Annotated in this window: 21 protein-coding genes; 6 read left to right on the top strand and 15 right to left on the bottom strand. The window is 62.3% G+C overall.

Annotated elements, in window-relative coordinates; translation table 11 throughout:
• Positions 1 to 5 precede the first annotated feature (5 nt).
• Positions 6 to 551 carry a gamma-glutamylcyclotransferase gene (locus AC2YI2_RS15465; protein WP_487387379.1) on the top strand — a complete coding sequence of 182 codons (546 nt, stop codon included), beginning with the start codon at positions 6 to 8 and terminating at the stop codon, positions 549 to 551.
• Here the strand turns inward: AC2YI2_RS15465 and AC2YI2_RS15460 are convergent.
• The 4 genes from AC2YI2_RS15460 to ftsE all read right to left on the bottom strand — a co-directional run bounded on the left by AC2YI2_RS15460 (position 539) and on the right by ftsE (position 3,916).
• Positions 539 to 1,342, bottom strand: coding sequence for a lysophospholipid acyltransferase family protein (locus AC2YI2_RS15460; RefSeq protein WP_487387378.1), 804 nt, complete (start codon positions 1,340 to 1,342; stop codon positions 539 to 541). The genes AC2YI2_RS15465 and AC2YI2_RS15460 overlap by 13 nt on opposite strands.
• A gap of 88 nt (positions 1,343 to 1,430) precedes the next feature.
• Positions 1,431 to 2,096 (bottom strand): YdcF family protein, encoded by a 666-nt coding sequence (locus tag AC2YI2_RS15455; protein ID WP_487387377.1) that lies wholly within the window; start codon positions 2,094 to 2,096, stop codon positions 1,431 to 1,433.
• A gap of 145 nt (positions 2,097 to 2,241) precedes the next feature.
• Entirely contained in the window at positions 2,242 to 3,264 is a 1,023-nt protein-coding gene (locus AC2YI2_RS15450) for a cell division protein FtsX (protein WP_487387376.1), read from the bottom strand.
• Positions 3,257 to 3,916 (bottom strand): cell division ATP-binding protein FtsE, encoded by a 660-nt coding sequence (ftsE, locus tag AC2YI2_RS15445; protein ID WP_487387375.1) that lies wholly within the window; start codon positions 3,914 to 3,916, stop codon positions 3,257 to 3,259. The genes AC2YI2_RS15450 and ftsE overlap by 8 nt, the downstream gene beginning before the upstream one ends.
• A gap of 160 nt (positions 3,917 to 4,076) precedes the next feature.
• Between ftsE and AC2YI2_RS15440 the strand changes: the two genes are divergently transcribed.
• From AC2YI2_RS15440 to AC2YI2_RS15430, 3 genes are all read left to right on the top strand, one after another.
• Entirely contained in the window at positions 4,077 to 4,721 is a 645-nt protein-coding gene (locus AC2YI2_RS15440; protein WP_487387374.1) for a hypothetical protein, read from the top strand.
• A 59-nt stretch (positions 4,722 to 4,780) separates the two neighbouring features.
• The gene (gene hpt, locus AC2YI2_RS15435; RefSeq protein ID WP_487387373.1) at positions 4,781 to 5,323 is read left to right on the top strand and encodes a hypoxanthine phosphoribosyltransferase; all 543 of its coding nucleotides are present in this window, start codon (positions 4,781 to 4,783) and stop codon (positions 5,321 to 5,323) included.
• A gap of 125 nt (positions 5,324 to 5,448) precedes the next feature.
• Complete coding sequence (locus tag AC2YI2_RS15430; protein ID WP_487387372.1) at positions 5,449 to 5,808, top strand: response regulator; 360 nt, start codon at positions 5,449 to 5,451, stop codon at positions 5,806 to 5,808.
• A 145-nt stretch (positions 5,809 to 5,953) separates the two neighbouring features.
• Here the strand turns inward: AC2YI2_RS15430 and AC2YI2_RS15425 are convergent, their stop codons facing one another.
• The 5 genes from AC2YI2_RS15425 to AC2YI2_RS15405 form a co-directional block, all read right to left on the bottom strand.
• Positions 5,954 to 8,584, bottom strand: a complete 2,631-nt coding sequence (locus tag AC2YI2_RS15425; RefSeq protein WP_487387371.1) for a TIGR02302 family protein — start codon at positions 8,582 to 8,584, stop codon at positions 5,954 to 5,956.
• Positions 8,585 to 8,708: 124 nt separating this feature from the next.
• On the bottom strand, positions 8,709 to 9,977 hold the full coding sequence (gene lysA / locus AC2YI2_RS15420) for a diaminopimelate decarboxylase (RefSeq protein WP_487387370.1): 1,269 nt from the start codon (positions 9,975 to 9,977) through the stop codon (positions 8,709 to 8,711).
• Positions 9,978 to 9,998: 21 nt separating this feature from the next.
• On the bottom strand, positions 9,999 to 10,178 hold the full coding sequence (lptM, locus tag AC2YI2_RS15415; RefSeq protein WP_487387369.1) for an LPS translocon maturation chaperone LptM: 180 nt from the start codon (positions 10,176 to 10,178) through the stop codon (positions 9,999 to 10,001).
• A 181-nt stretch (positions 10,179 to 10,359) separates the two neighbouring features.
• Positions 10,360 to 11,253: a DMT family transporter gene (locus AC2YI2_RS15410; protein ID WP_487387368.1), complete on the bottom strand. Its 894-nt coding sequence runs from the start codon at positions 11,251 to 11,253 to the stop codon at positions 10,360 to 10,362.
• A gap of 157 nt (positions 11,254 to 11,410) precedes the next feature.
• Entirely contained in the window at positions 11,411 to 11,827 is a 417-nt protein-coding gene (locus tag AC2YI2_RS15405; RefSeq protein ID WP_487387367.1) for an Lrp/AsnC family transcriptional regulator, read from the bottom strand.
• Between the two features lie 307 nt (positions 11,828 to 12,134).
• Between AC2YI2_RS15405 and AC2YI2_RS15400 the strand changes: the two genes are divergently transcribed.
• Positions 12,135 to 13,784 (top strand): M20/M25/M40 family metallo-hydrolase, encoded by a 1,650-nt coding sequence (locus AC2YI2_RS15400; protein WP_487387366.1) that lies wholly within the window; start codon positions 12,135 to 12,137, stop codon positions 13,782 to 13,784.
• Here the strand turns inward: AC2YI2_RS15400 and AC2YI2_RS15395 are convergent.
• The 6 genes from AC2YI2_RS15395 to AC2YI2_RS15370 form a co-directional block, all read right to left on the bottom strand.
• Entirely contained in the window at positions 13,772 to 14,887 is a 1,116-nt protein-coding gene (locus tag AC2YI2_RS15395) for a serine hydrolase domain-containing protein (protein ID WP_487387365.1), read from the bottom strand. The two genes, AC2YI2_RS15400 and AC2YI2_RS15395, sit on opposite strands and share 13 nt — an antisense overlap.
• Before the next feature lie 72 nt (positions 14,888 to 14,959).
• The gene (gene hemA / locus AC2YI2_RS15390) at positions 14,960 to 16,174 is read right to left on the bottom strand and encodes a 5-aminolevulinate synthase (protein ID WP_487387364.1); all 1,215 of its coding nucleotides are present in this window, start codon (positions 16,172 to 16,174) and stop codon (positions 14,960 to 14,962) included.
• A gap of 247 nt (positions 16,175 to 16,421) precedes the next feature.
• Positions 16,422 to 18,068 carry a globin-coupled sensor protein gene (locus AC2YI2_RS15385; protein ID WP_487387363.1) on the bottom strand — a complete coding sequence of 549 codons (1,647 nt, stop codon included), beginning with the start codon at positions 18,066 to 18,068 and terminating at the stop codon, positions 16,422 to 16,424.
• 222 nt (positions 18,069 to 18,290) lie between these two features.
• A complete protein-coding gene (locus AC2YI2_RS15380; RefSeq protein WP_487387362.1) occupies positions 18,291 to 19,091 on the bottom strand; it encodes an FAD binding domain-containing protein in 801 nt (266 codons plus the stop codon).
• Between the two features lie 13 nt (positions 19,092 to 19,104).
• Positions 19,105 to 21,459, bottom strand: coding sequence for a xanthine dehydrogenase family protein molybdopterin-binding subunit (locus AC2YI2_RS15375; RefSeq protein WP_487387361.1), 2,355 nt, complete (start codon positions 21,457 to 21,459; stop codon positions 19,105 to 19,107).
• A gap of 94 nt (positions 21,460 to 21,553) precedes the next feature.
• The gene (locus AC2YI2_RS15370; protein ID WP_487387360.1) at positions 21,554 to 22,039 is read right to left on the bottom strand and encodes a (2Fe-2S)-binding protein; all 486 of its coding nucleotides are present in this window, start codon (positions 22,037 to 22,039) and stop codon (positions 21,554 to 21,556) included.
• 271 nt (positions 22,040 to 22,310) lie between these two features.
• Between AC2YI2_RS15370 and AC2YI2_RS15365 the strand changes: the two genes are divergently transcribed.
• Entirely contained in the window at positions 22,311 to 22,607 is a 297-nt protein-coding gene (locus AC2YI2_RS15365) for a YMGG-like glycine zipper-containing protein (protein WP_487387359.1), read from the top strand.
• Positions 22,608 to 22,783 lie beyond the last annotated feature (176 nt).

The following is a 22,783-nucleotide window of genomic DNA, read 5'->3' as shown; positions in this document are numbered from 1 at the left end:
GGCAGATGACAGCGGATATGGACGAATTTTGGGTGTTTGGCTACGGCTCGCTGATGTGGAACCCGGGCTTCGACCATGAGGACAAGCAGATCGTGACGCTATCCGGCTATCACCGCGCGCTCTGCATCCGCTCCTGGGTCCATCGTGGAACACGCGAACATCCGGGCCTTGTTCTCGGTCTGGATCGCGGCGGCTCCTGCAAGGGCGCGGCCTTCCGCGTGCCGGCGGACAAGCGTGACGCTGTCGTCGATTATCTCCGCGAGCGGGAACTGGTGACCAATGTCTATCAGGAGCGGGTTCTCTCCATCCGCTTCCGTGACGGGCGGCGCGGCCAGGCACTGACCTACACTGCCGATCGCAGCCATCCGCAATATGCCGCCGGCCTGACTGTCGAGGATGCGGCACGCACCTGCGCGACGTCGGAGGGCAAGTCGGGCCACAATGCGGACTATGTCCGCAACACCGTCGACCATCTCAAGCAGCTCGGCATCCGCGACCATTGGATGGAAGCGGTGGCGAGCCGGATGGAGAGCCTGCTTCAGGTGCCCTGAGCTTGAGCCTGAGCGGCGGCGAGTTCCTCCAGCCGCTTTCTCGCGCTCTCGGGCACATCTATCTGCGGATTGTCGCGCACGGTCTCGATGAGCAGTTGGTCGCTCGCCTTTTCGGTCACCTCGATCAGATGCCGGAAGAACACATCCGGCGCCATGCCCGGCTCGATCGGATCGAGGAAGCGCACCTTGAAATGCCCGCCTTGCCGCTTGAAGGCGTGGCGTGGCCAGAACAGGCCAGGATGCATGACGACCGGCACGACCGGTACCTTCAGATCGCTGTAGAGCCGCGCGATACCATATTTATAGTCAGGCGGCGCCCCCGGCGCCTTGCGGGTGCCTTCGGGATAGATGATCAGTTCGCGGCCGCGCGCCAGTTCCTCACGCGCCCGGACCAGCATTTTGGGGATCGCCCGACCTTTGTCGGCGCGGTTGATCGGGATCATCTCCTGCTTGGCGGCGTACCAGCCGAAGAGCGGAATCCACAACAGCTCGCGCTTGAGGATATAGACCGGATCCTCGAGCGAGGGGATCAGCGCGAATGTGTCCCAGAAGGACTGGTGCTTCGCCGCGAGGATGACGCCGGTCTTCGGCAGCCTCTCCAGGCCCTCGATCTCGAAGGTCAGCCCGAGAATGTGCTTGGCGAGCCAGAGGTTCGACGATGCCCAATTCTTGGGGATCCGATAGGCCGTCTTCCGCGGCAGAAAAAAGTAGATCGGCGTGAAGATGATCATCTGCACGATGAAGGAGAGATAGAAGGCGAACTGAAAGGTCGCCGAGCGCAGATAGGTCATGCGGGGAGCCCTGGAAGCAGACGAATGCGGCCCTTCCATAGAGCAAAGAGCGGTGTGTTGGAAAGGTCCTGTGTCGTGGCAGACAGGGTCAGATCGAAATTCCCGTCCAGTCACGGCTGACGACCAGCAGGAACTTCACATATTCCGCAGCCAAGGTGCGAACGAGAAGCGGATTGCGCACCAGTTCAGACGGGCTGACATCGGTTGGTACCGGGTAGGCAATGAAGCGGGTGCCGTGATCGGTGCGCTCCAATTCCGCCAGGCTGCGCGGCATGTGATAGTTGTTGGTGACGAGGATGATGCTCTTGTAGTCATTGCTGCGAATCCAGCGTGCCGTTTCGGCCGCGTTGCCCGTCGTGTCGAGCGCCTCGTGGCCGATATCGACACAGCAGTCGAAGAGATCGTCCGGGCTGCGGGTCAGCAGCCGGATATGATTACCCGTGGTTGCAGGGTTGACGCCCGATATCAGGAGACGTTTTCCCGCGCCTTTTCCGAGAAGCTCCACGGCATGGTCGATGCGCTGGTAGCCACCGGTGAGGACAACGATTGCATCCGCCCGGGCATCTTTGGGCGGCGTCAGTGCCGCGACATGCTGATAAAAGATCGCGAAACCGCCGAGAAAGAGCGCAAGGGCGGTGATGATCAGATAGAAGAAGACACGCAGGATATGTCGGGCCACGCGAATGCCGAGGCCGCGATGTTCGATGGCGCCTCGCTCGGCCGGGTCCTGAAATCCCGCATCGTGTGTCATCATTTTGGTGAGTGTACTAGAAATTTGGGGCGCTATATAGGCGTTTCAGGTTGAATGCGAACAGGCTCACTTTCATCGCATGCCAGGCTTTCCGCGCGCTTACTTGCGATGGTTTTGCGTAAGCTTGCGACCGCGCTCCGGCTGCCCCTCAACCATCCAGCCGGCCCGGATCGGAGCGGACAAGGTCGATTTCGTTGATCGTCCGCATGACGGTGAAGCGGGCGGTGATCGTGGTGAGCGCGGCGATGACGGCCATTGTGATGAAGATGCCGAGATAACCGGTCCAGTCGATGGTGAAGCTGCCGAACAGCGCTGCCGCCTGATCGGCCTCGGGTGTCGCGATCCGCGCGGTCTGCCACCAGGAGAGGCTTGCGAACAGAGCCGCGGCGAGGAAGGCGCCGGCCAATGAACCCCTCAGGCTGACCATGAGAAAGTGCTTCTGGAATTCGCCGGCGACGAAGGAGGCCTCGGCGCCGACGAAATGCAGGACCTCGACGATGTGCCGGTTGCCGGCCAATGCGCCGCGCGTGGCGAAGATCACCGTCAGGACCATGGCGAAGAAGACCAGGCCCAGTACGCCCGAGCCGATGAACACCGTCGTGCGTGCCATCGAGACCAGCCGGTCGACCCAGGTACGGTGGTCGTCGAGATAGGCTTGCGGGATCTTGCGCTTGAGCTCGGTGCGCATGGCGGCGAAATCGGGTGGGTTCTGCTCGTCGATGGTGATGATGACGAGGCGCGGAACAGGCAGTTCGTCGATGTCGAGGCCGGTGCCCAGCCAGGGCTCGAGCAGGCGCGCGGTCGCCTCCTTGTCAAGCACCTGTCCGTCGCGGGTGCCGACGAAGGACAGCGCAAGATCGCGCGCCTCGATCAGCTTCTTCTCCATGTCGATGGTCTCGTCCGGCTTGATCTGGATGGTGATCTCGCGGGAAATCTGGCTTGCCCAGCTGCCGGCGGTGGTTCGGATCATGCTGACCGCCCCGATGGTAAGACAGGCGAGGAAGGACATGATGACGATGACGGCGAGCAGCGCCTTGCCCTGTACGCTCTGTTGCGGGACGATCGAGCCGGTGCGACGGAGCGTGGCTTCCTTGCGCGCGGCCGGGGCCTTTTCCTTCGGCTTGGCCTGCTGTGAATTCGCTTGCTGAGATTTTTCCGGGCCATCACTCATGGATGTCGAGCCGCCCCGTGGTGAGGATCATGCGGCGCGCCTCGATCTGGTCCATCAGCGTCAGATCATGGGTGGCGATGACGACGGCCGTGCCGAAGCGGTTGAGCTCCTGGAAAAGCTTGAGGATGCGCCGCGCCATCGGCGGATCGACATTGCCGGTCGGTTCGTCGGCTAACAAAAGCTCCGGCTGGTCGATCAGCGCGCGGGCGATGGCGACGCGCTGCTTCTCGCCGCCCGAGAGCACCGGCGGCAGGACATTGATGCGATCACCAAGGCCTACCCATTTGAGCAGTTCCAGCACATCGGTGCGATAGGAAGCCTCGTCCTTGCCGCGCACGCGCAGCGGCAGCGCGACATTCTCGTAGGTCGTCATGTGGTCGAGCAGGCGGAAGTCCTGGAAGACGATGCCGATCCGGCGGCGAAGCATCGGCAGCTCCATTTGTGGGATCGACGAAATCTCGCGGCCGAAGATCCGGATCAGCCCGCGGGTCGGCTTGAGCGACATGAAAAGCAGGCGCAGCAGGCTGGTTTTTCCCGCACCCGACGGGCCGGTGAGGAACTGGAACGACTTTTTCGGGATGTCGAAAGTCAGATCCTTGAGGATCTCCGGGCCCATACCGTAACGAAGACCAACATTTTCGAAATGAATCAATGTTTTGTCCCGTCCGGAGATAACGCGAGGATAAACATGCCCGGTCAGTCTGTCGATGATTTGCGAAGCATTAACCAAATCAGTTTACTTTCCGTAAACCTCAAGTTCAATGGCCGCAGGCCCGAGCTTAACTCGGATTCAGTGCGGCGAAGGGGCCTAGATGCAGGCAGGCAGAAAAAGCACTGGTCGGACGATCGAGGTCTATGACGTCCTTCCGCCGGAGCCGGCCGCCCGACGCGAAAGAATGCGCTATGCGCGTCCCGTGCTGGTCGAAGACGCGATCTTCGAAGTTGTTCCGGTGCGACCGCGGCGCGAGCACAACGACAATCCGGCGCGCCAGACATCCGACAGCCGTATCGATGCCACCCGCCTGCTGGCCGTCATCGGCGTTTATCTGGTCAATCGGTTGGAGCGGATGCTCTCCGGGCTTTCGACCCAGGCTTTTGCAACGCTGATCGCTTCGCTCTTCTTCCTCGTCTTCTGGGTCTTCGGCGGTTTCAACGCGCTTGCGACGCAGCCGATCAAGACGCCTGGCTCACCTTTCGTCATCAACAGCGTGTTCACGGAAGAGGTAGACGAGAACGGCATGCGGCTTCTCGTTGTCGGCGGGATGCTGATGAACCGGTCGGACGTGACAATGGCCGCGCCATTGCTCTCCGTCGTCGGCGAGGGCGGCGAGTTGATCGGCTCCGTCACGCCATCTGCAACGAAGATTGTCGCCGGGCAATCCGTCCGCTTCTTCAGCCGATTGAAGCTCGCTGGTGGAAAATCAGGCGCCGTGACGATTTTTCCCGTCTCCAAGTGATGCGATGACGCGAGCGCTGTGCTAACGACGGGCTTTGATATTACGGAGTCCCGGACCATATGCATGTCATTCGCGGAAAAAAGATCGAGCAGCTCTTCACTGCCGAGATGATCGCCAAGCGGATGGATGAGCTCGCCGGCGAGATCGCCGCCGGCCCGACCAAGGACCTGCTCGTCATTGCGGTGCTCAAGGGCTCCTTCATCTTCGCCGCCGACCTTATCCGGTCGCTGCACCATGTCGGGTTGGCACCGGAGGTCGAATTCATCACGCTCTCGAGCTATGGCACGGGCACGACCTCCAAGGGCGTCAGGATCGTCAAGGACATCGATAGCGACGTCAAGGACCGCGACGTGTTGCTGATCGACGATATCCTCGAATCGGGCCGCACGCTCACTTTTGCACGTGATCTCTTGAATGAGCGCGGCGCCCGCCATGTCTCGATCGCGGTACTGCTCGACAAGCACGACAAGCGCCAGACCGCGATGGAAGCCGACCATGTCGGCTTCCGCTGCCCCGACCATTTCGTCGTCGGCTACGGCATGGATGTCGCCTACGCCTTCCGCGAACTGCCCTTCGTCGGCGTGGTCACCGGAGACGCCTGAAGTCGTCCCGTAAAGATTTGGGCAAGCATAACCGGAATTGAACCGGCCGCTTGCGCCCTCCGTTTACCCTTCGAAAAGGGCCCCGGGTGTTGACTGGGGCTCAAAGTTAAAACGGGGTAAAGAACATGGCACGCATTCTCATCACCGAAGACGAAGATTCGCTTCGCTCCTTCGTGGCGCGCGCACTCCGCATGGACGGCCACGACACGGTGGAAGCCGCCGATGGCGCCGAGGGCCTGGAAGCCTTGGCCGGCGGCAATTTCGACCTGCTTCTCTCTGACATTCGCATGCCCGTCATGGACGGCATCGAACTGACCCACAAGGCCGCCGCCGCCCATCCCGGCCTGCGCATCCTGCTGATGACCGGCTATGCCGAGCAGCGCGAACGGGCGGATGATCTGGCGGAGAAGATCGTCGATGTGGTGTCGAAGCCGTTTACGCTGCCGGATATCAGGACGGCCGTGGCAAAGGCGCTGGCGGCTTAAATAGCCCCCGCTTCTCCCCTTGGGGAGAAGATGCCCGAAGGGCAGATGAGGGGTTTTCAGCCTCTTGCTATTCGCTTAACGGGAACCCCTCATCCGGCCCTACGGGCCACCTTCTCCCCAAGGGGAGAAGCGGGGTGTCTCACCCTCACCGCAAATCCAGCAACCGCTCCAGATACTCCCGTTCGATCAAGCTCGCAGGCCCATCGCCCAGACGTTTCCGAATTTCCTCAAGGATTTCCCGGGCCCGCTGGACGTCGATCTGATCAGGCACCTTGACGCTGTCGTCGAATTCGCTGCCGAGCTGGCCGGACTTGCGGCCGAGCGGGTCGCGGCCCTGCTGGTTCATCGCGCTGCCGGGCATCGGCATGCCCATGTCCTGGCCGTCCTGATTGCCTTGCTGCTGGCTCATCATCTGCTGCAATTGCTGCATCATGTCACCGGCGCCGTCACGCAGCGCCTGGAGCGCGCGGCCCTGGGCATCGGCGGAGCGCTGGCCCTGCGACTTTCCGAGCGCTTCCGATGATTCGCCCATCTCCTTCTCGGCCTCGCCGAAACCCTTCGGCGCCTTCATGCCGAGGTCGCCTAGGCCCTTCTGCAGTTCCTTGAGGTCCTTCTGCAGCTTGTCCTGCTGTGCACGAAGGTTCTTGAGCGCCTCGCGCAGCTGCTCGGCCGTCATGTCCTGCTGCTGGTCGCCAGGCTTCTGCTGGTCTTGCTGTTGCTGGTCCTGCTGCGATTGCTCATCGCCGGGATTCTGAGGATCTTCCTGCTCTTCGGGATCGCCGCGCTGCATCCGGTCACGCAGCGCTTGCTCCGTGCGGTGCGTATCTTCCATCAGCTTCTGCTGGTCCTGCATGAGCTTGCCGAGCTTGTCGAGCTGCTGGCGGACCGGATTGTTCTCCTGGCCGGGCTGCTGGCGCGGCCGCGCGGTCTGCAGGTTGTTGAGCATGCGCTGCATTTCGTTGAGCAGCCGCTGCGCCTCCTCGCGATTGCCTGACCGAGACAGGTTTTCGAGCTGGTTCAGCATGTTCTCGAAATCCTGGCTCCGCATCATGCGCTGCGCCTGCTGGGACATGCGGCTCATATCCTGGTTCTGCATGCGCTTGGAGAGCTCGGCCATGTATTGCTTCATCGCCTCGCGCAGTTCCTGCATCAGCTTGGCGATTTCCTGGTCGGAAGCCTTGTTCTTCAGTGCCTCCGAGAGCTTTTCCTGCGCGTCGCGCAACCGCTTTTCGGCGGTCGAGAGATTGCCGTCCTCGATATAGCGGGCGATGTCCCAGAAATATTTTGCCGTATCGGTCAGCTGCTCCTTGCCGTGGGCGAGAATCAGGCGATTTCGGGCCGACTGCACGAGCAGGAAGTGGGACAAGGTTGGAATTGTCTCGTCGGCGCGGAATGTCGAGGCTTCGTTGAGCTCGAGCGCGCGGCGGATCTGCTGCGTATCAAGCGCGAAGACCTGTCGTTGCTCGGCGACGGAACCGGCCAGACGCTCGCTGAAGAAGCGGGCTGGCAGGACGATCTCCTTGGTCTCGCTGCGGCCTTCGACCCCGCCGGCATCCTTGGCGATCAGCGTCAGCCGCACCTTCTTGCCGGACAGGGGATGCTCGGTCAGGTCGCGGCTGACAGTGGCCTTGGCGCTCTTTCCATCGCTGCCGGGCAGGTCGAGCGGGAATTTCGGCGGGTCGAAAAGCGGCGACGCCTTGGTGTCGGTCTCGACGGGCAGGATTTCCGCGCGGGCTTCGGTGACGCCGTAATCGTCCTTGACCTGGAAGGCGAGTTCGAGGGCACCGTTCAGCGCGCGGCCGGGTTCGCGGACGAAGGAGATTTCCGGCGCCTTGTCTAATATCAGCGTGAAGGCATATTCCTTCGGGCCGGCCGAAATCGTGCCGTCCTTGGTGAGCTTGAGCTTGAAGGTCCGGTTCTGGGTGGCGGCGTCTTCGCTGGCGACCGTCGGCTTGGCGCTATCCTTCTTCTCGGGCACCTCGGCCTTGAGGTCGATGGCGTCTCCTTCGACAGGCACGAATCGCACAGTGCCCGTGGCATCCTTGCCGCTGATGCGGACGGTGAGTTCCGAATTGACCGGCACTTTCAACGCAGAGGCGTTGTTCTTCTCGATATTGCTGCTGAGATAGAGGGGTGCCACGCCGGTATAGGCCGGCGGGGTCACCCAGGCGTCGATGCGGATATCGCTTTGCGGCACGACCGGCTTGGCAAAGGTGAAGATATCCCCGACGCGGCCGCCATAGTTCGAGAACGAGAAGCTCCAGGCGACGATCAGCACGAGGATGACTGCAGCGCGCAGCGCCCAGGGGTCGTGGCGCGCGATGTCGGCAGCCGGGAAGCCGGCTTCGATCACGTTGATCTTCTTGGCCATCCGCGCCTGATGGGAGTGCCAGAGCGCGATCGAATAGGGATCCTTGGAGACCGGGACCTCGCCCTGCACGCTGATCGCCTGATGCGGCAGCCGGCTGTTTTCCTCGAGCCGACGCTCGGCCTCGACGCGATCGGGCATCCGGAAGCGGCGGAGCGGCACGAGTGCTGCGAGGAACGCGACGGCGAAAGCGATACCCACGCCGATCTTCACCAGGTCAGGCATCTGCCGCAGCAGGCCCATCCAGCTCAGGATCAGGTAGAGCGCGACGACGGCCAGCAAAGGCAGCGCAGCGACGAGCCCGCGCTCCAGGAACATGGACGTCAGTGCCAGGATGCGTTTGCCGGCGATGCGGCGCCTGAGCTGCACAATCCGGGGGTCGGGCGTTGTCTGGGCGTCCTCGGCCATATCCTGCCTTGCTCGATATACGAAGCAGGCAGGATAGCATTGTTTTAGGCAAAGGCGAGGCGAGCCGCCCGGATTCGCTTCACAAGCTGTTGAAGCTTCGGTGAATGCGGCCCAACCAAGCCGATCAGTCAAGCCAGGCGGGTACGCTATCCAGGCCGATCAGCTCTTCGTAGGTGGTCCGGCGCCGGATGACGTGGAACTGGTCGTCCTTGACGAGGACCTCCGGCACCAGAAGCCGGGAATTGTAGGTCCCGGCCTGCACTGCGCCATAAGCACCGGCAGAGCTGACCGAAAGCAGGTCACCCGGCTCCGGCCGCGCCATCTCACGATCAAGCGCAAGGTAGTCGCCGGTCTCGCAGACCGGGCCGACCACGTCGGCCTTGATGCGAGGCTCGTTGCCCGAGGTTGCGACGACGGACTGGATCTCATGCCAGGCCTCGTAGAGCGTCGGGCGGATCAGGTCGTTCATCGCCGCGTCGACGATGACGAAGGACTTGTCCTCGACATCCTTCACATAGATGACCTCGGTCACCAGGATGCCGGCATTGCCGACGATCAGCCGGCCCGGCTCGGTGACGATCTTGCAGTCGAGCGACCGCAGCTGGTTCTTGACGACCTTGGAATAGGCTTCAGGATTGGGCGGCGGATCATTGTCGATCTTGTAGGGAATGCCGAGGCCGCCACCGACATCGACATGCTCGATCACATGGCCGTCGGCGCGGAGATGCTCCACGAGCTCCCGCAGCAGCCGAAAGGCGTCGTCGAAGGGATGAAGATCGGTGATCTGGCTGCCGATATGCATATCGATGCCGGTCACCTCAATGCCGTCAAGCTTCGCGGCATGGGCATAGACTTCGCGGGCACGATCATAGGAGATGCCGAACTTGTTTTCCTTCTTGCCCGTCGAGATCTTGGCATGCGTGCCGGCGTCGACATCGGGATTGATGCGGAAGGAAACCGGCGCGCGCTTGCCCTTGGCGGTGGCGCGGGCATTGAGCACTTCGAGTTCCGGCTCGCTCTCGACATTGAAGCAATAGATGCCGGCGTCGAGCGCCAGATCCATCTCGCGCGGCGTCTTGCCGACGCCCGAGAACATGATACGCGAAGCCGGAATACCGGCCGCCAGCGCCCGGCGCAGTTCCCCCTCCGAGACGACGTCGATGCCGGCGCCGAGCCGGCCGATCGTCTTCAGCACCGCCTGGTTGGAATTGGCCTTCATCGCATAGCAGACGAGTGAATCGACGTCGGCAAAGGCTTCCTGGAAGACGCGGACGTGACGCTCGAGCGTGGCGGTCGAATAGAGGTAGAAGGGCGTGCCGACGGCGCGGGCAATGTCCGGCACGGGAACGTTTTCGGCGTGGAGCACGCCATCCTTGTAGTGGAAGTGATTCACGTGTGTATCCTGGGACGGAAATTAGAGCAGCGGGTCGAGCAGGAAGGGCCGATCTTCGACCGGCGCTGCTTTCTTGTTCGCATTGTTCTGGTCGACGACGGGGGTGCCGGGCACGTCGAGATCGCCCTTGCGGCCGCAGCCGGCAAGCGTAAGCGAGGCGAGGGCAAGGACGGCAAGCGGTACTATCAGCGATCGGCTCATGGCATTCCCCGGAAATGTCAGAGACGTTTAGCGGATAAGCGCTGACTTGTGCACCCTGATTCTGTTGAAGTGGGGTTCAGCGGGATTGATGAGACTTGCTCCCCTTCTCTCCAGCTGGGTTCGAAGGACAAAGCGCCACTGTCGTGCAGAAAGACCCCTGTCGTCTCGCCGAAGCTGACAGCTAAAGCGGCGCGACCGTAACCGATGCCCGATTGCGGCGCATCTCGGCAAGGATGTGGCCGAAGAGAGCGGCGAGCACCACCGCGCCGCCGATCTGCGTCGCCTGCGACGGCACTTCATTCATGAAGATCCACACCCAGAGCGGCGTCAGCGGCACTTCGAGCGCGGTCAGCAGGCTGGCGTCGACCGCCGGAATGCGCTTGGCGCCGAAGGTATAGAGCGCAAGACCCATGCCGTTCTGCACGATGCCGAAGGCTGCGATCAGGCCGAGATCGGTCGCACCTGCCGAAAGCGGACTGGCGAAGGGCGCGGTAGCGAGCGAACAGAGCCAGGCGGACGCCGCCATGGCCGGCAGCATCGAGACTTCGCGATGCTTGCGCATGACAACGGCAAGCGAGGCAACCGTGAACGCCATGATCACGGCAAGCCCCTTGCCGAGCAGCGACCCGTCGCCCCGGCTGTCGGTCACCATATAGAGCACGCCGAGAAAGGCGATCGTGCTGGCAATGATCGTCGCCTTGCTCGGCTTCTCGCCGATATAGAAATAAGCGAGGAAGGCGGTGATGAACGGCGCCGTCGCATAGATCACCATGCTGTCGGCGATCGACGTGTAGTAGAGCGAGCCAAGCCCCGACATCATGCTGGCGGCCGACAGCACGGCCGCCATCAGCGTCGGCCAGCGCATCGCCTTGAGAATCTCCCAGGCCCGGCCGCGCTCGACGATCAGGAACAGCAGGAAGACGGTGGTGCCGGAGACGAGGCCGCGCAGGAACAGGATGGTCATCAGATCCGTCTCGATCGCCCGCATGAACAGGCCAGACAGCGACCAGAGCAGGGCCGACACAGCAACATAGGCCACGCCGAGGCGATAGGAATTCTGTTCGGTGACGGTCATGGAAGCCTGCGGGCGACGGAGGGAGCCAAGGTATCCCCGATTCTTCAAGCACCCGCAAGCCAGTTTGAACGCTTGATCAAGCAGTTGACTCGGGTAGCGGGATGAAGCCCTCGCCAGGGGCGCCCAAGCATTCGCTTGCGGGCCATTCGGGCTCGGCTCAGGCCGGTCCGAGGAAGAGATGCGTCTCCGACTTGGCGACCCCATCCATGCTGCGCACCGCCGTCACGACAGTATTGAATTCGGCAAGACTGGGCACTTCGATTTCGGCAATTAGGTCCCAGATGCCGTTGGTCGTATGCAAGGCCGCGAAACCCGGATTGCGGCGGAGCGAGGCCACGGCCGGCTTGATGTTGCGGCCGGCGAGTTCGATCATCATCACGCCGCGCACCATGGCATCGGACCGGTTCTCGCGCAGTTTGACCGTGAAGCCGGCGATCACCCCCGCCGCCACCAGTTTGTTGAGCCGCGCCTGCACGGTTCCGCGCGCAACGCCGAGGATGGTTGCAAGCGTCGGCACCGAGGCTCGGGCGTTCACCCGGAGTTCGGCGATCAGGCGCTGGTCGAGGTCGTCCATGGATGGTTTGTTTCCGATTTCGGCAAATCTATTGCCGATTTGGTCAGGATGCTACCCATGTCGACAGTTTGCGTTGTTTCCGTCAACAGGGCGATCACCTATGCTCGCGGCAGAAATAGAGACCCCTCCCCAACCCCTCCCCACAAGGGGGAGGGACTTAATCCGCCTCTTCGCTTTGCCACATCATCAACACCTGGATTCGCAGCAACGTTGCTTGAGGCAGGGGACGTGCCGCGCATTAGCCCCTCCCCCCTTGTGGGGAGGGGTTCGGGAGGGGTCCTGTCGAATCTATGGGATAATGACGAGCATGACCGAAAACTGGCACCCCTATGACCGCGTGAAGGACATCTCCTACCGTCTCGTCTCCTGGCCGAGCGAAAGCGGCACAGCAGGCGAAGCCGCATTCGGCGAGAAACTAGCGGGCCTGCTGCGCGAGATCCCCTATTTCCGTGACCACCCAGGCGATATCGTGGTCCTCGACAGCCATGGCTCACCGATTGCGAAGAATGTCGTGGTGGTGGTGCGCGGCAAGGGCCGGCGGACGCTGGCGCTGGGCGGTCACTTCGACACGGTCGAAACGACCAACTATCTCGACCTCAGGCACCTCGCCTGCGAACCCGATGCGTTGAAGGTCGCGCTGCTCGCCGATCTCGAGAGTCGACCACTCTCCGCCACGGAAACTCGCGCGCTGGAAGATCTCCGAAGCGGCGATTTCATCCCCGGCCGCGGCATGCTCGACATGAAGAGCGGCGTCGCAGCCGGCATCGCCGTGCTCGAGCGCTTCTCCGAAATGCCGGACCGCGAGGGCAATCTGGTCCTCTTCGCGACGCCCGACGAAGAGCGCAATTCGCGCGGCATGCGCTCGCTGCGCGATGCCCTGCCCGGCCTGATGAAACGGTGGGATCTCGATCTCGTCGGCGGCGTCAATCTCGACGCCACCAGCGACCAGGGCGATGGTTCGGACGGCCGCGCAGTCTATTACGGCACGATCGGCAAGCTCCTGCCCTTCGCCTTCGTCATCGGCCAGTCCTCGCATGCCAGCTATCCGTTCGAAGGCGTCAGCGCCCACCGCATTGCATCGGAGATCGTGCTGGCCCTCGAGGCCAATCCAGCACTCTCGGACACCGGCAATGGCGAAATCTCCCCGCCGCCAGTATGCCTGGAGGCCAAGGACTTGCGCGGCGGCTATGAAGTGACGACGCCGGACAAGGTCTGGCTTGCCTTCAACTGGCTGTTCCACTCCCGGTCGTCCGCCGATTTGCAGAGGGATTTCAATGCTATCGTCGATGGCGCCATGGGCCGGGCGCTCACCGATTTCGCCGCCAAGGCAAAAGCCTTTGCCGAGCTCTCTGGCGCGGATGCCGGCACCCCCGATATCGCCGGCCGGTTGATCCCCTTCTCCGAACTGCGCGCGAAAGCCTTCCAGTCTGGAGGCGTCGCCGAGCGCTACACGGCGTTGGAGGATGAACTCGAAAACAATGACAATCCGCTCGACGTCACGCGGCGGCTGGTGGCCATGCTGGTCGGCGAGGCGCGACTGACCGGCCCGGCCGTCATCACCGGCTTTTCAAGCCTCCACTATCCGCACAGCCATATCGATGAAACGAAGGCATTGGACCGCGACCTCGCCGCCGCCATCGGCCGGGCGCAACAGACGATCGAGACGCGGCATGAAACGAGCTTCAAGCGCCGCGAATATTTCACCGGCATCTCGGACATGAGCTTCTTCGGCACATCGGGCAATAGCTCGGGCAGCACGGTCGTCGCCGATAATACGCCGGCTAATCTCTGGGTGGACCAGCCTCCAGCCGATGCGCTGGAATACCCGGTGGTGAATATCGGGCCCTGGGGTCGCGAGTTTCATCAGCGGCTGGAACGACTCTACACACCCTACGCTTTCGATGTCTTCCCTGATTTCATCTTCGAGATCGCATGCGAAGTTCTTCAGAGGCCGTAGACGGCATCCCTGATATCCTGCGGAAACAGGCCGGTGCAGCCTTCCAGCGCATTGTTGGTCACGACGAGCGAGGTCAGGCCGGCCTCGCGATCGATGAACCAGTCGAGGCCATAGACACCGCCCCAGCGCACCGAGCCGACCGATTGCGGCGTCAGCGCCAGCTTCCTGTTGTCGACCACCGCGCCGAAATAGCCGAATTTCATCCCCGGCTCGTCGCGCTCGATATCACCGATCTGGTTCGACAGCCCGGCCTCGACAGTCTCAGGCTTAAGCACACCCCTGCCGCCCGCCCGCAGCATGTCGAGGAAGGTCATGATGTCACCCGCCGTCCCGACCATGCCGCCGCCGCCCGATTGGAACGCCTTGGGATTGAAGATCCGCTTCGGCGAGAAATTCAGCGTCCATCCGTCGGAGTCCTCGGCCGCCCATTTGTCAGGCATCCGCACCGGCAGCGGAATCGCATCCGCATAGGGCACCGCCAACCGCGCCTTGTCGGTCACATGGAACCGCGTGTCCGTCATGCCGAGCGGCCCGGCGATGTATTGCACCACCGCATCTTCCAGCGTGCCGCCATGAACCGCAGCGATGGCCGCGCCGAGAATGTCGGTCGCAAAGGAATAGGCCCATTGCGTGCCCGGCGGAAAGGCGAGCGGAATCATATTGTGCCGGCTGAAATTGGCCTCGAAATCGAGATCCGTGTCGGAGATGCCCATGGTGATCCGCCGGTCGTCAGGCAGTTCCTCCAGCATTGGATTGTACATCAGCCCGGATGTGTGGGTCAGCAGATGATGGATGGTGATATCGGGCACCGAGCCGTCGGCGAGCGGTGGCCGAAACCAGGGCAGGTGCTTCGTGACCGGGTCGGCGAGCGAGATCAGCCGGCGCTCCGCCATTGCCAGCGCCGTGGCCGCAACGATCGGCTTGGTGACGGATGCCATGCGGAAGATCGTGTCGAAGGCGACGGGAATGCCGGCTTCGCGATCCGCAAGGCCGGCGGCGCGGGCGTAGACCGGCTCGCCCCTGCGATGAACCAGCATCACCACGCCGGTGATCTTTCCGCTTTCGAGCGCCCGGTTGATGACGCTGTCCAGAGCCGCTTCCATGCCTACCCCCAAACGAACATTGCCGACCAGCTTTCACCGGTCGGCAACAAAGTTTCAAGCCGTCTTGATGCTTTAAGCGACCGCGCGGGCCAAAGCGCAACGCGACCAGAGCGAATGCAGCGCGCTGACGAGATGCTCGAGATCGGCATCCGAATGATAGGGCGCCGGCGTGATGCGCAGCCGCTCGGTCTTCTTTGGAACCGTCGGATAATTGATCGGCTGGACATAGATGCCGCAATTGTCGAGCAGCAGGTCCGACAGCCATTTGCACTTCGCCGCGTCCTTGACCATCACGGGGACGATATGGCTCGGATTGTTGAGATGCGGGATACCCGCCTTGTCGAGCGCCGCGCGCAGCTTGCGCACGCGGTCCTGATGGCGGGCGCGCTCGAAGGGGCTGGCCTTGAGGTGCTGGATCGACGCCAGCGCGCCGGCGGCGATGGCCGGCGGCAGCGAGGTCGTGAAGATGAAACCCGAGGCGAAGGACCGGATGAAGTCCACAAGCGCCGCCGATGCGGTGATATAGCCGCCCATCACCCCAAAGGCTTTGCCGAGCGTGCCTTCGATAACATCAAGGCGATGCATCTGGCCGTCGCGCTCGGCGATGCCGCCGCCGCGCGGGCCATAGAGGCCGACGGCATGGACTTCGTCGAGATAGGTCATCGCGCCATACTGGTCGGCAAGGTCGCAGATTTCCTTGACCGGCGCGATATCGCCATCCATCGAGTAGACAGATTCGAAGGCGATGATCTTCGGCGCCTTGGGATCGGCGGCCGCGAGCTTGGCGGCGAGATCGTTCAGGTCATTGTGCTTGAAGATCACCCGCTCGCATTTCGAATGGCGGATGCCTTCGATCATCGAAGCGTGGTTGCCGGCATCGGAGAACACGATGATGCCGGGGATCTTCGAACAGAGCGTCCCGAGCGTCGCCCAGTTGGACATGTAGCCGGAATTGAACAGCAGGGCGGCTTCCTTGCCATGCAGGTCCGCGAGCTCGCGCTCGAGCAGGACATGGTAATGGTTGGTGCCGGAAATATTGCGGGTGCCGCCCGCACCGGCGCCACAGCTTTCGATCGCTTCCTTCATGGCCGCGATCACCTTGGGATGCTGGCCCATGCCGAGATAGTCGTTGGAACACCAGACGGTCACGTCCTGCGGGCCGTTCTCCGTGTGGCGAACCGCCTTGGGGAAGCTGCCGGCGCGGCGTTCGAGATCGGCAAAAACGCGGTATCGGCCTTCCTGATGCAGGCCCTCGATCGCGTCCTTGAAAAAGGCTTCGAAATCCATTTCTAACTCCAGATGTCCCAAACCTTTTGTTTGGAATCATTCCAATCGTCAACCCCTACGGCACGGAATTGAAAATACCGCGTCGGAATGGCGCACAGCTTGCGGGCCGATTGCTGGATCTCATATTAGCCCAACCGGGCCAAGACGTCTTGATCGAAGTCAAGACGTCCTGATAATTTCGATTATTCGAGCCACGAATGCATGTCTTCAGCGCAGGCTCACGCCACCGTGGCCGCGCCGCAGACACTCAGAATTCTTCCCAGCTGTTCTCTGCGAGGGCCGTATTGCCGACGACCGCGGGAGCCGCGCGATGCGTCGCCGCCGGGGCAGGCCGGACGGCGGGCTGAGGCCGGGATTGAGGCTGCTGGACTCGCACCGGCGCCGAACGCGGCGTTGCCGCGACCGTGCTCGGCTGGGCCGCGCGATGGCCGGTGGTGAATTCCCCGAGCATGTCGCTGATCCGGGCGGCTTCCTCCGCCAGCTTGCGGCTGGCGGCATTCGTGCCCTTGACCATGGCGCTGTTCTGCTCGGTCCCCTGGTCCATGACGTTGACGGCCTGGTTGATCTCGCCAAGCGCCTGTGTCTGCTCCTGTGCCGCGCGGTTGATCGCAGCGATATGCTGGCTGATCTCGGTAACCTCGCCGACGATCGTGCCGAGCGCGCGACCAGTCTCGGCCACGAGATCGACGCCGCTCTTCACCTGTTCGGCGGAATTGTTGATCAGCGCCTTGATTTCCTTGGCGGCATTGGCTGACCGCTGGGCCAGTTCGCGCACCTCCTGCGCCACGACGGCAAAACCTTTTCCGGCGTCACCGGCACGCGCCGCCTCGACGCCCGCATTGAGCGCCAGCAGATTGGTCTGGAAGGCGATTTCGTCGATCACGGAAATGATCTTCGAAATCTCCCGGGACGAGCCTTCGATCGCGCCCATCGCCGCCACGGCCTGGTCGACGACGCGGCCCGATCGTTCAGCACCGTCCTTGGCCGTGCCGGCGAGCCGATTGGCGTCACTGGCGCGTTGAGCCGAATCCCTGACGGTCACGGTGATCTCCTCCAGCGCAGCCGCCGTCTGTTCGACGGACGAGGACTGCTGCTCGGTGCGGCGCGCGAGATCATCGGCCGAACGATGAATGTCGGAGGCTTCGGCCCGGACCTGGTTCGCCGACACCTCAATATCGCCGATCGTGCGCGCGAGTTCAGCGATCGCTGCGTTGAACGTGTCCTTCATCGCCCCGTAGGCTTCCGGCAGTTCATCGGTGATCCGGTGGTCGAGCTTCTTTGCCGCAAGCGCCGAAATCGCCTTGCCGAAGACAGCCGAAACGGCATTCGCCTCGTCGAGCATCTGCTGCTGCGTCTTGCGCAACGCGGCTTCCTTTTCGTCGATATAGACCGAGATGGCGAGATCCATATCGAGCAGCACCGCCTTGGCCAGGCTGCCGAGCTGGGCGCCGAATTCGCCGGCTTCGACCGGACGCTTGGAAAACAGGCCACGCTTGGGGAAATTGGCATCGACGGCCGCCTTGATCAGGTGATCCAGGATCATCGCATAGCCACCGATATACCATTGCGGCTCCAGACCGATCCTGGCATGGACGGTGCCGATTGCGCGGACCTTGGCGGCATATTCATCGCCGAAATTGCCTTTTGCGATGTTCGCCCAATGGCCGAGCTGCGCATTCTTGGCGCCCGCCATATGCTGGTCGGAGCTGAAGAAACGACTCGTTTCCGGCGTGACCTTGACCTTGCCGTAGAACTTGTCGAGCGCCTTGGGCAATTCCCGGGCCACCAGATCACCAAGGGCTGCGACTTCGGCCCTCTCCGACTTGCCCAACTCCATGAAGGAAAGGCGCTTGTTGACGTCTGGAAGGGGGAGAGTGTTGTCGCTGGACTTCATTGTGATCCCAAGAACGCAATGCGGCTGCCACTTGGATCATCCCCGGACCGGCTCGCTGATTCCCACCTCGCATCGATGGTTATTTGAACGAGTGATAAGTCGAAAAATTTAAGGAGATTTGAATAATCGCCAGCGAGTTTCGTCAATTGTCCAAACAAATCCGGCACCCGCGCGGACGGACGGGTGCCGAAAAGGCTCTTGCGGTCAATGCGGTGCCCGGCCTCAGCCGGCGGCTGCGACCGCGCGCTTGGCCATGACCTTCACGAGGTTGGCGCGATACTCCGACGACCCATGGATATCGGCCATCATCTGGCTTACATCCACGCTCTGCGACGCCACGGCATCCGGCGACCAGTTGGCCTTGAGCGCAGCTTCCATGCCGGAATGGCGGAAGACGCCGTTCGAGCCGGCACCGGTCACGGCGACGCGGACATCGCCACTGGCCGTCTTCGCCACGAAGACGCCGGTCATTGCATAGCGTGACGCGGGGTTCGGGAACTTGGCATAACCCGCCTTGGCCGGCGCCGCGAATTCGAAGGCGGTGACGATCTCACCGTCTTCAAGGGCCGTCTCGAACAGGCCGCGGAAGAAGTCGTCGGCCGCGATGCTGCGCTTGTTGGTATGGACAGTGGCATTGAGCGCCAGCACCGCGGAGGGGTAATCCGCCGCCGGATCATTGTTGGCGACGGAACCACCCATCGTGCCCATATGACGGACATGCGGGTCGCCGATCATGCCGGCGAGATCCGTGATCGCGCGGCAAACGCGGCGGAGTTCCGCCGAGGTCGCCACGTCGAAATGCCGGGTGCCGGCACCAATGCGCACAGTGGAGCCATTGACCGAGATGCCCTTGAGATCGGCGATATGCCCGAGATCCACAAGGTCGCTCGGCGAGGCAAGCCGCTGCTTCATGGTGGCGATCAGCGTCATGCCGCCGGCGAGATATTTGGCATCGTCGCCATTGCCGAAGGTTGCTACGGCATCGGCCACCGAGGATGCGCGGTGATAGGTCGTGTTGTACATAGCTTCCTCCTCCTCAGGCGACTTTAGCCAGAGACTGGACATGGGCCCAGACCTTGGCCGGGGTTGCGGGCATGGTGAGCGAATTGTCACCGATTGCGTCGGTGATCGCGTTGATCAGCGCCGGTGGCGAGCCGATGGCGCCTGCCTCACCACATCCCTTGATACCCAGCGGGTTGGACGGGCACGGCGTGTTCTGATGCGAGACGCTGAACGACGGCAGGTCGTCGGCGCGCGGCATGGCGTAGTCCATGTAACTCGCGGTCAGAAGCTGGCCGTCAGCGCTGTAATGCACGCCTTCGAGCAGCGCCTGGCCGATGCCCTGGGCGATACCGCCATGGACCTGGCCCTCGACGATCATCGGATTGATGATATTGCCGAAATCGTCTGCCGCAACGAACTGGATGATCTCGGTCTTGCCCGTCTCCGGATCGACCTCGACCTCCGCGATGTAGCAGCCGGCCGGGAAGGTGAAGTTGGACGGATCGTAAAAGGCACCTTCCTTGAGGCCCGGCTCCATGCCGGATGGCAGGTTATGCGCGGTATAGGCCGCGAGCGCCACCTGGAACCAGGGCAGCTTCTTGTCGGTGCCGGCAACCACGAGCTCGCCGTCCTTGATCTCGATATCGGCCTCGTCGGCCTCCATCAGGTGGGCGGCAATCTTCTTCGCCTTCAGCTCGACCTTGTCGAGCGCCTTGACGATGGCCGACATGCCGACGGCGCCGGAGCGCGAGCCGTAGGTGCCCATGCCCATCTGTACCTTGTCGGTATCGCCATGCACGATGTTGACCGAGGACATCGGCACGCCGAACCGGTCAGAGACGAGCTGGGCGAAGGTCGTCTCGTGGCCCTGGCCGTGGCTGTGCGAGCCGGTCAACACCTCGATCGTGCCGACCGCATTGACCCGCACCTCTGCCGATTCCCAGAGGCCGACGCCAGCGCCGAGTGAGCCGACCGCGGCCGACGGCGCGATGCCGCAGGCCTCGATATAGCAGCTCATGCCGATGCCGCGCAGCTTACCGCGCGACTTGGCTTCCGCCTTGCGGGCGGCAAAACCGTTCCAGTCGGAAGCCTGCATGGCGGCATTCAGTGATGCCTCGTAGTCGCCGGCGTCATAGGTCATGATAACGGGCGTCTGGTAGGGGAAGCTGCGGATGAAGTTAGTCTTGCGCAGTTCCGCCGGCGATACGCCGAGTTCGCGCGCCGCCGTCTCCATCGTGCGTTCGAGCAGGAAGGTCGCTTCCGGCCTGCCGGCACCGCGATAGGCGTCAACCGGCACGGTGTTGGTATAGACCGTCCTGACATTGGCATGGATCGCCGGGATCGCATATTGGCCCGATAGCAGCGTCGCATAGAGATAGGTCGGCACCGCCGAGGAGAACAGCGACATATAAGCGCCGAGATTGGCGATCGTGTCGACCTTGAGTCCGGTGATCCTATTGTTGGCATCGAAGGCCATCTTGACGGTCGAGACATGGTCGCGGCCATGTGCGTCGGTGAGGAAGGCCTCGGTGCGATCGGACGTCCATTTCACCGGCACGCCGGTGCGCTTGGAGGCCCAGAGACAGGTGATTTCCTCCGGATAGATATAGATCTTAGAGCCGAAGCCGCCGCCGACATCTGGGGCGATGACACGGAGCTTGTTCTCGGGCGCCACATTGTAGAAGGCGCTCATCACCAGCCGCGCGACATGCGGGTTCTGCGACGTGGTGTAGCAGGTGAAATGATCCTCGGCCGCGTCATAGATGCCGAGCGCCGCGCGCGGCTCCATCGGGTTGGGCGACAGACGGTTGTTATAGATCTTCATCTCCGTGACGTGGGCCGCGCTGGCAATCGCCGCGTCGGTCGCAGCGCCGTCGCCGATTTCCCAGTCGAAGATCAGATTGCCGGGCGCATTGTCATGCACCTGCGGTGCGCCGGGCTTCATCGCATCGACGGCTTCGGTCACGGCCGCGAGCGGCTCATAGTCGATCTCGACCTTTTCCGCCGCATCCCGCGCCTCGCCGACGCTGTCGGCCACGACGATGGCCACGGCATCGCCGACATAGCGGACGGTGTCGATTGCCAAGGGCCGCCATGGCCCCATATTCATCGGCGAACCATCCTTGGAATGGATCATCCAGCCGCAGATCAGGTTGCCAATGGCATCGTCCTGCATCTGCTTGCCGTCGAGCACGCCGATCACGCCGGGCATGTCGAGCGCGGCAGAAATGTCGATGCTCCTGATCTTCGCATGCGCATAGGGGCTGCGGATGAAATAGGCATACTTCATCCCCGGCACGTTCATATCATCCGTATACCGACCCTTGCCGGTGAGAAACCGCTTGTCTTCCTTGCGCGCGACCCGCGCTCCAATGCCTTCGATACCCATCTGTCGCTCTCCTCCAGAGAGTCAGTAGTCAGTAGATATTGGTCAGTAGGGGGCCGAGAAGCGCCTACTGACTACTGACTAACTGACTATTGACCTACTCGGCTGCCTGCTTGGCGCTCATGTTCTCGGCCGCACTCAGCACGGCCTTGACGATGTTGTGATATCCGGTGCAGCGACAGATATTGCCTTCGAGCTCGTGCCGGACCGTGGCTTCGTCGAGCTGGCCGCCATGGCGGCGAATCATATCGACCGATGTCATCACCATGCCGGGCGTGCAGAAGCCGCATTGCAGGCCGTGATGTTCCTTGAAGGCCGCCTGGACGGGATGTAGCTCGCCATCAACAGCCAGTCCTTCGATCGTCGTGATTTCGGAACCGACAGCCTGGACGGCGAGGATGGAACAGCTCTTCACCGAGCGGCCATCCATATGCACCACGCAGGCGCCGCACTGTGTCGTGTCGCAGCCGACATGCGTGCCCGTCAGATTGAGCTTGTCGCGAATGAAATTCACCAAGAGCGTACGGTCGTCGCAGTCACCGCTCATTTTGCGGCCGTTGACCGTCAGCGTCACCTTCGTCATCTTTTCCTCCCTTGTGGGCAGAACCCGGATCGTAAGCTGACTCCAAACGCGTGAATTTCCAAGAACAGTTCGTTCTGACGCCGCGCTTCCGAAGCCGGACTGGCGCATCCGTGAGACACTGGCTCGTAATGTGGCTGGCTTAACCGCGACGGTTCGCCGCTTTCACATTTTAAACTTTTTTCATCCATAATCGGGGGCAGACACCACGCGTGCGGCGCGACCAGCAAGGGAGCGGGGCGCCGCGAGCGGGTCAGAAACGGAGTTCTCGAAAATGATCAAAGCCATTGCAGTGATCCTGGCCGGCCTGACGCTAGCCAGCTGCACCCAGACGGAACAGGGGGCGACCCTCGGTGCTGCCACCGGCGCAGTCATCGGCGGCGTGCTGGGCAACAATGTCCGCAGCGCAGCAATCGGTGCTGCCATCGGCGGCGTCCTCGGCGCCGTCGCCTCGCAGCCCGGCCAGTGCTATTACAAGGACGAATACGGTCGCAAATTCATCGACGATTGCCCGCCGGACTACGCTGTCCGCGTGCGTGCGCCGCGGACCAAGGTCGTCGTCCGCATGTAACCGAGCGGATCTCGCGACAACACCGAACCCCGGATGTAAGCAACGCGGCATCCGGGTTTTTTTGTTGCCTGGATCGGCCGGCAATTCGTTCGGATTTAAGGGAAATTAACGAAACTGCTTTATCCATGAACCACGGGCATATGTCAGGACGCGACCGGGTACGGATGCAGGACTGT

This window comes from Rhizobium sp. SRI_017 (assembly GCF_057586295.1).
The sequence above is the reverse complement of the archived record's forward strand: the minus strand, read 5'-3'. Positions and strand labels throughout refer to the sequence as shown.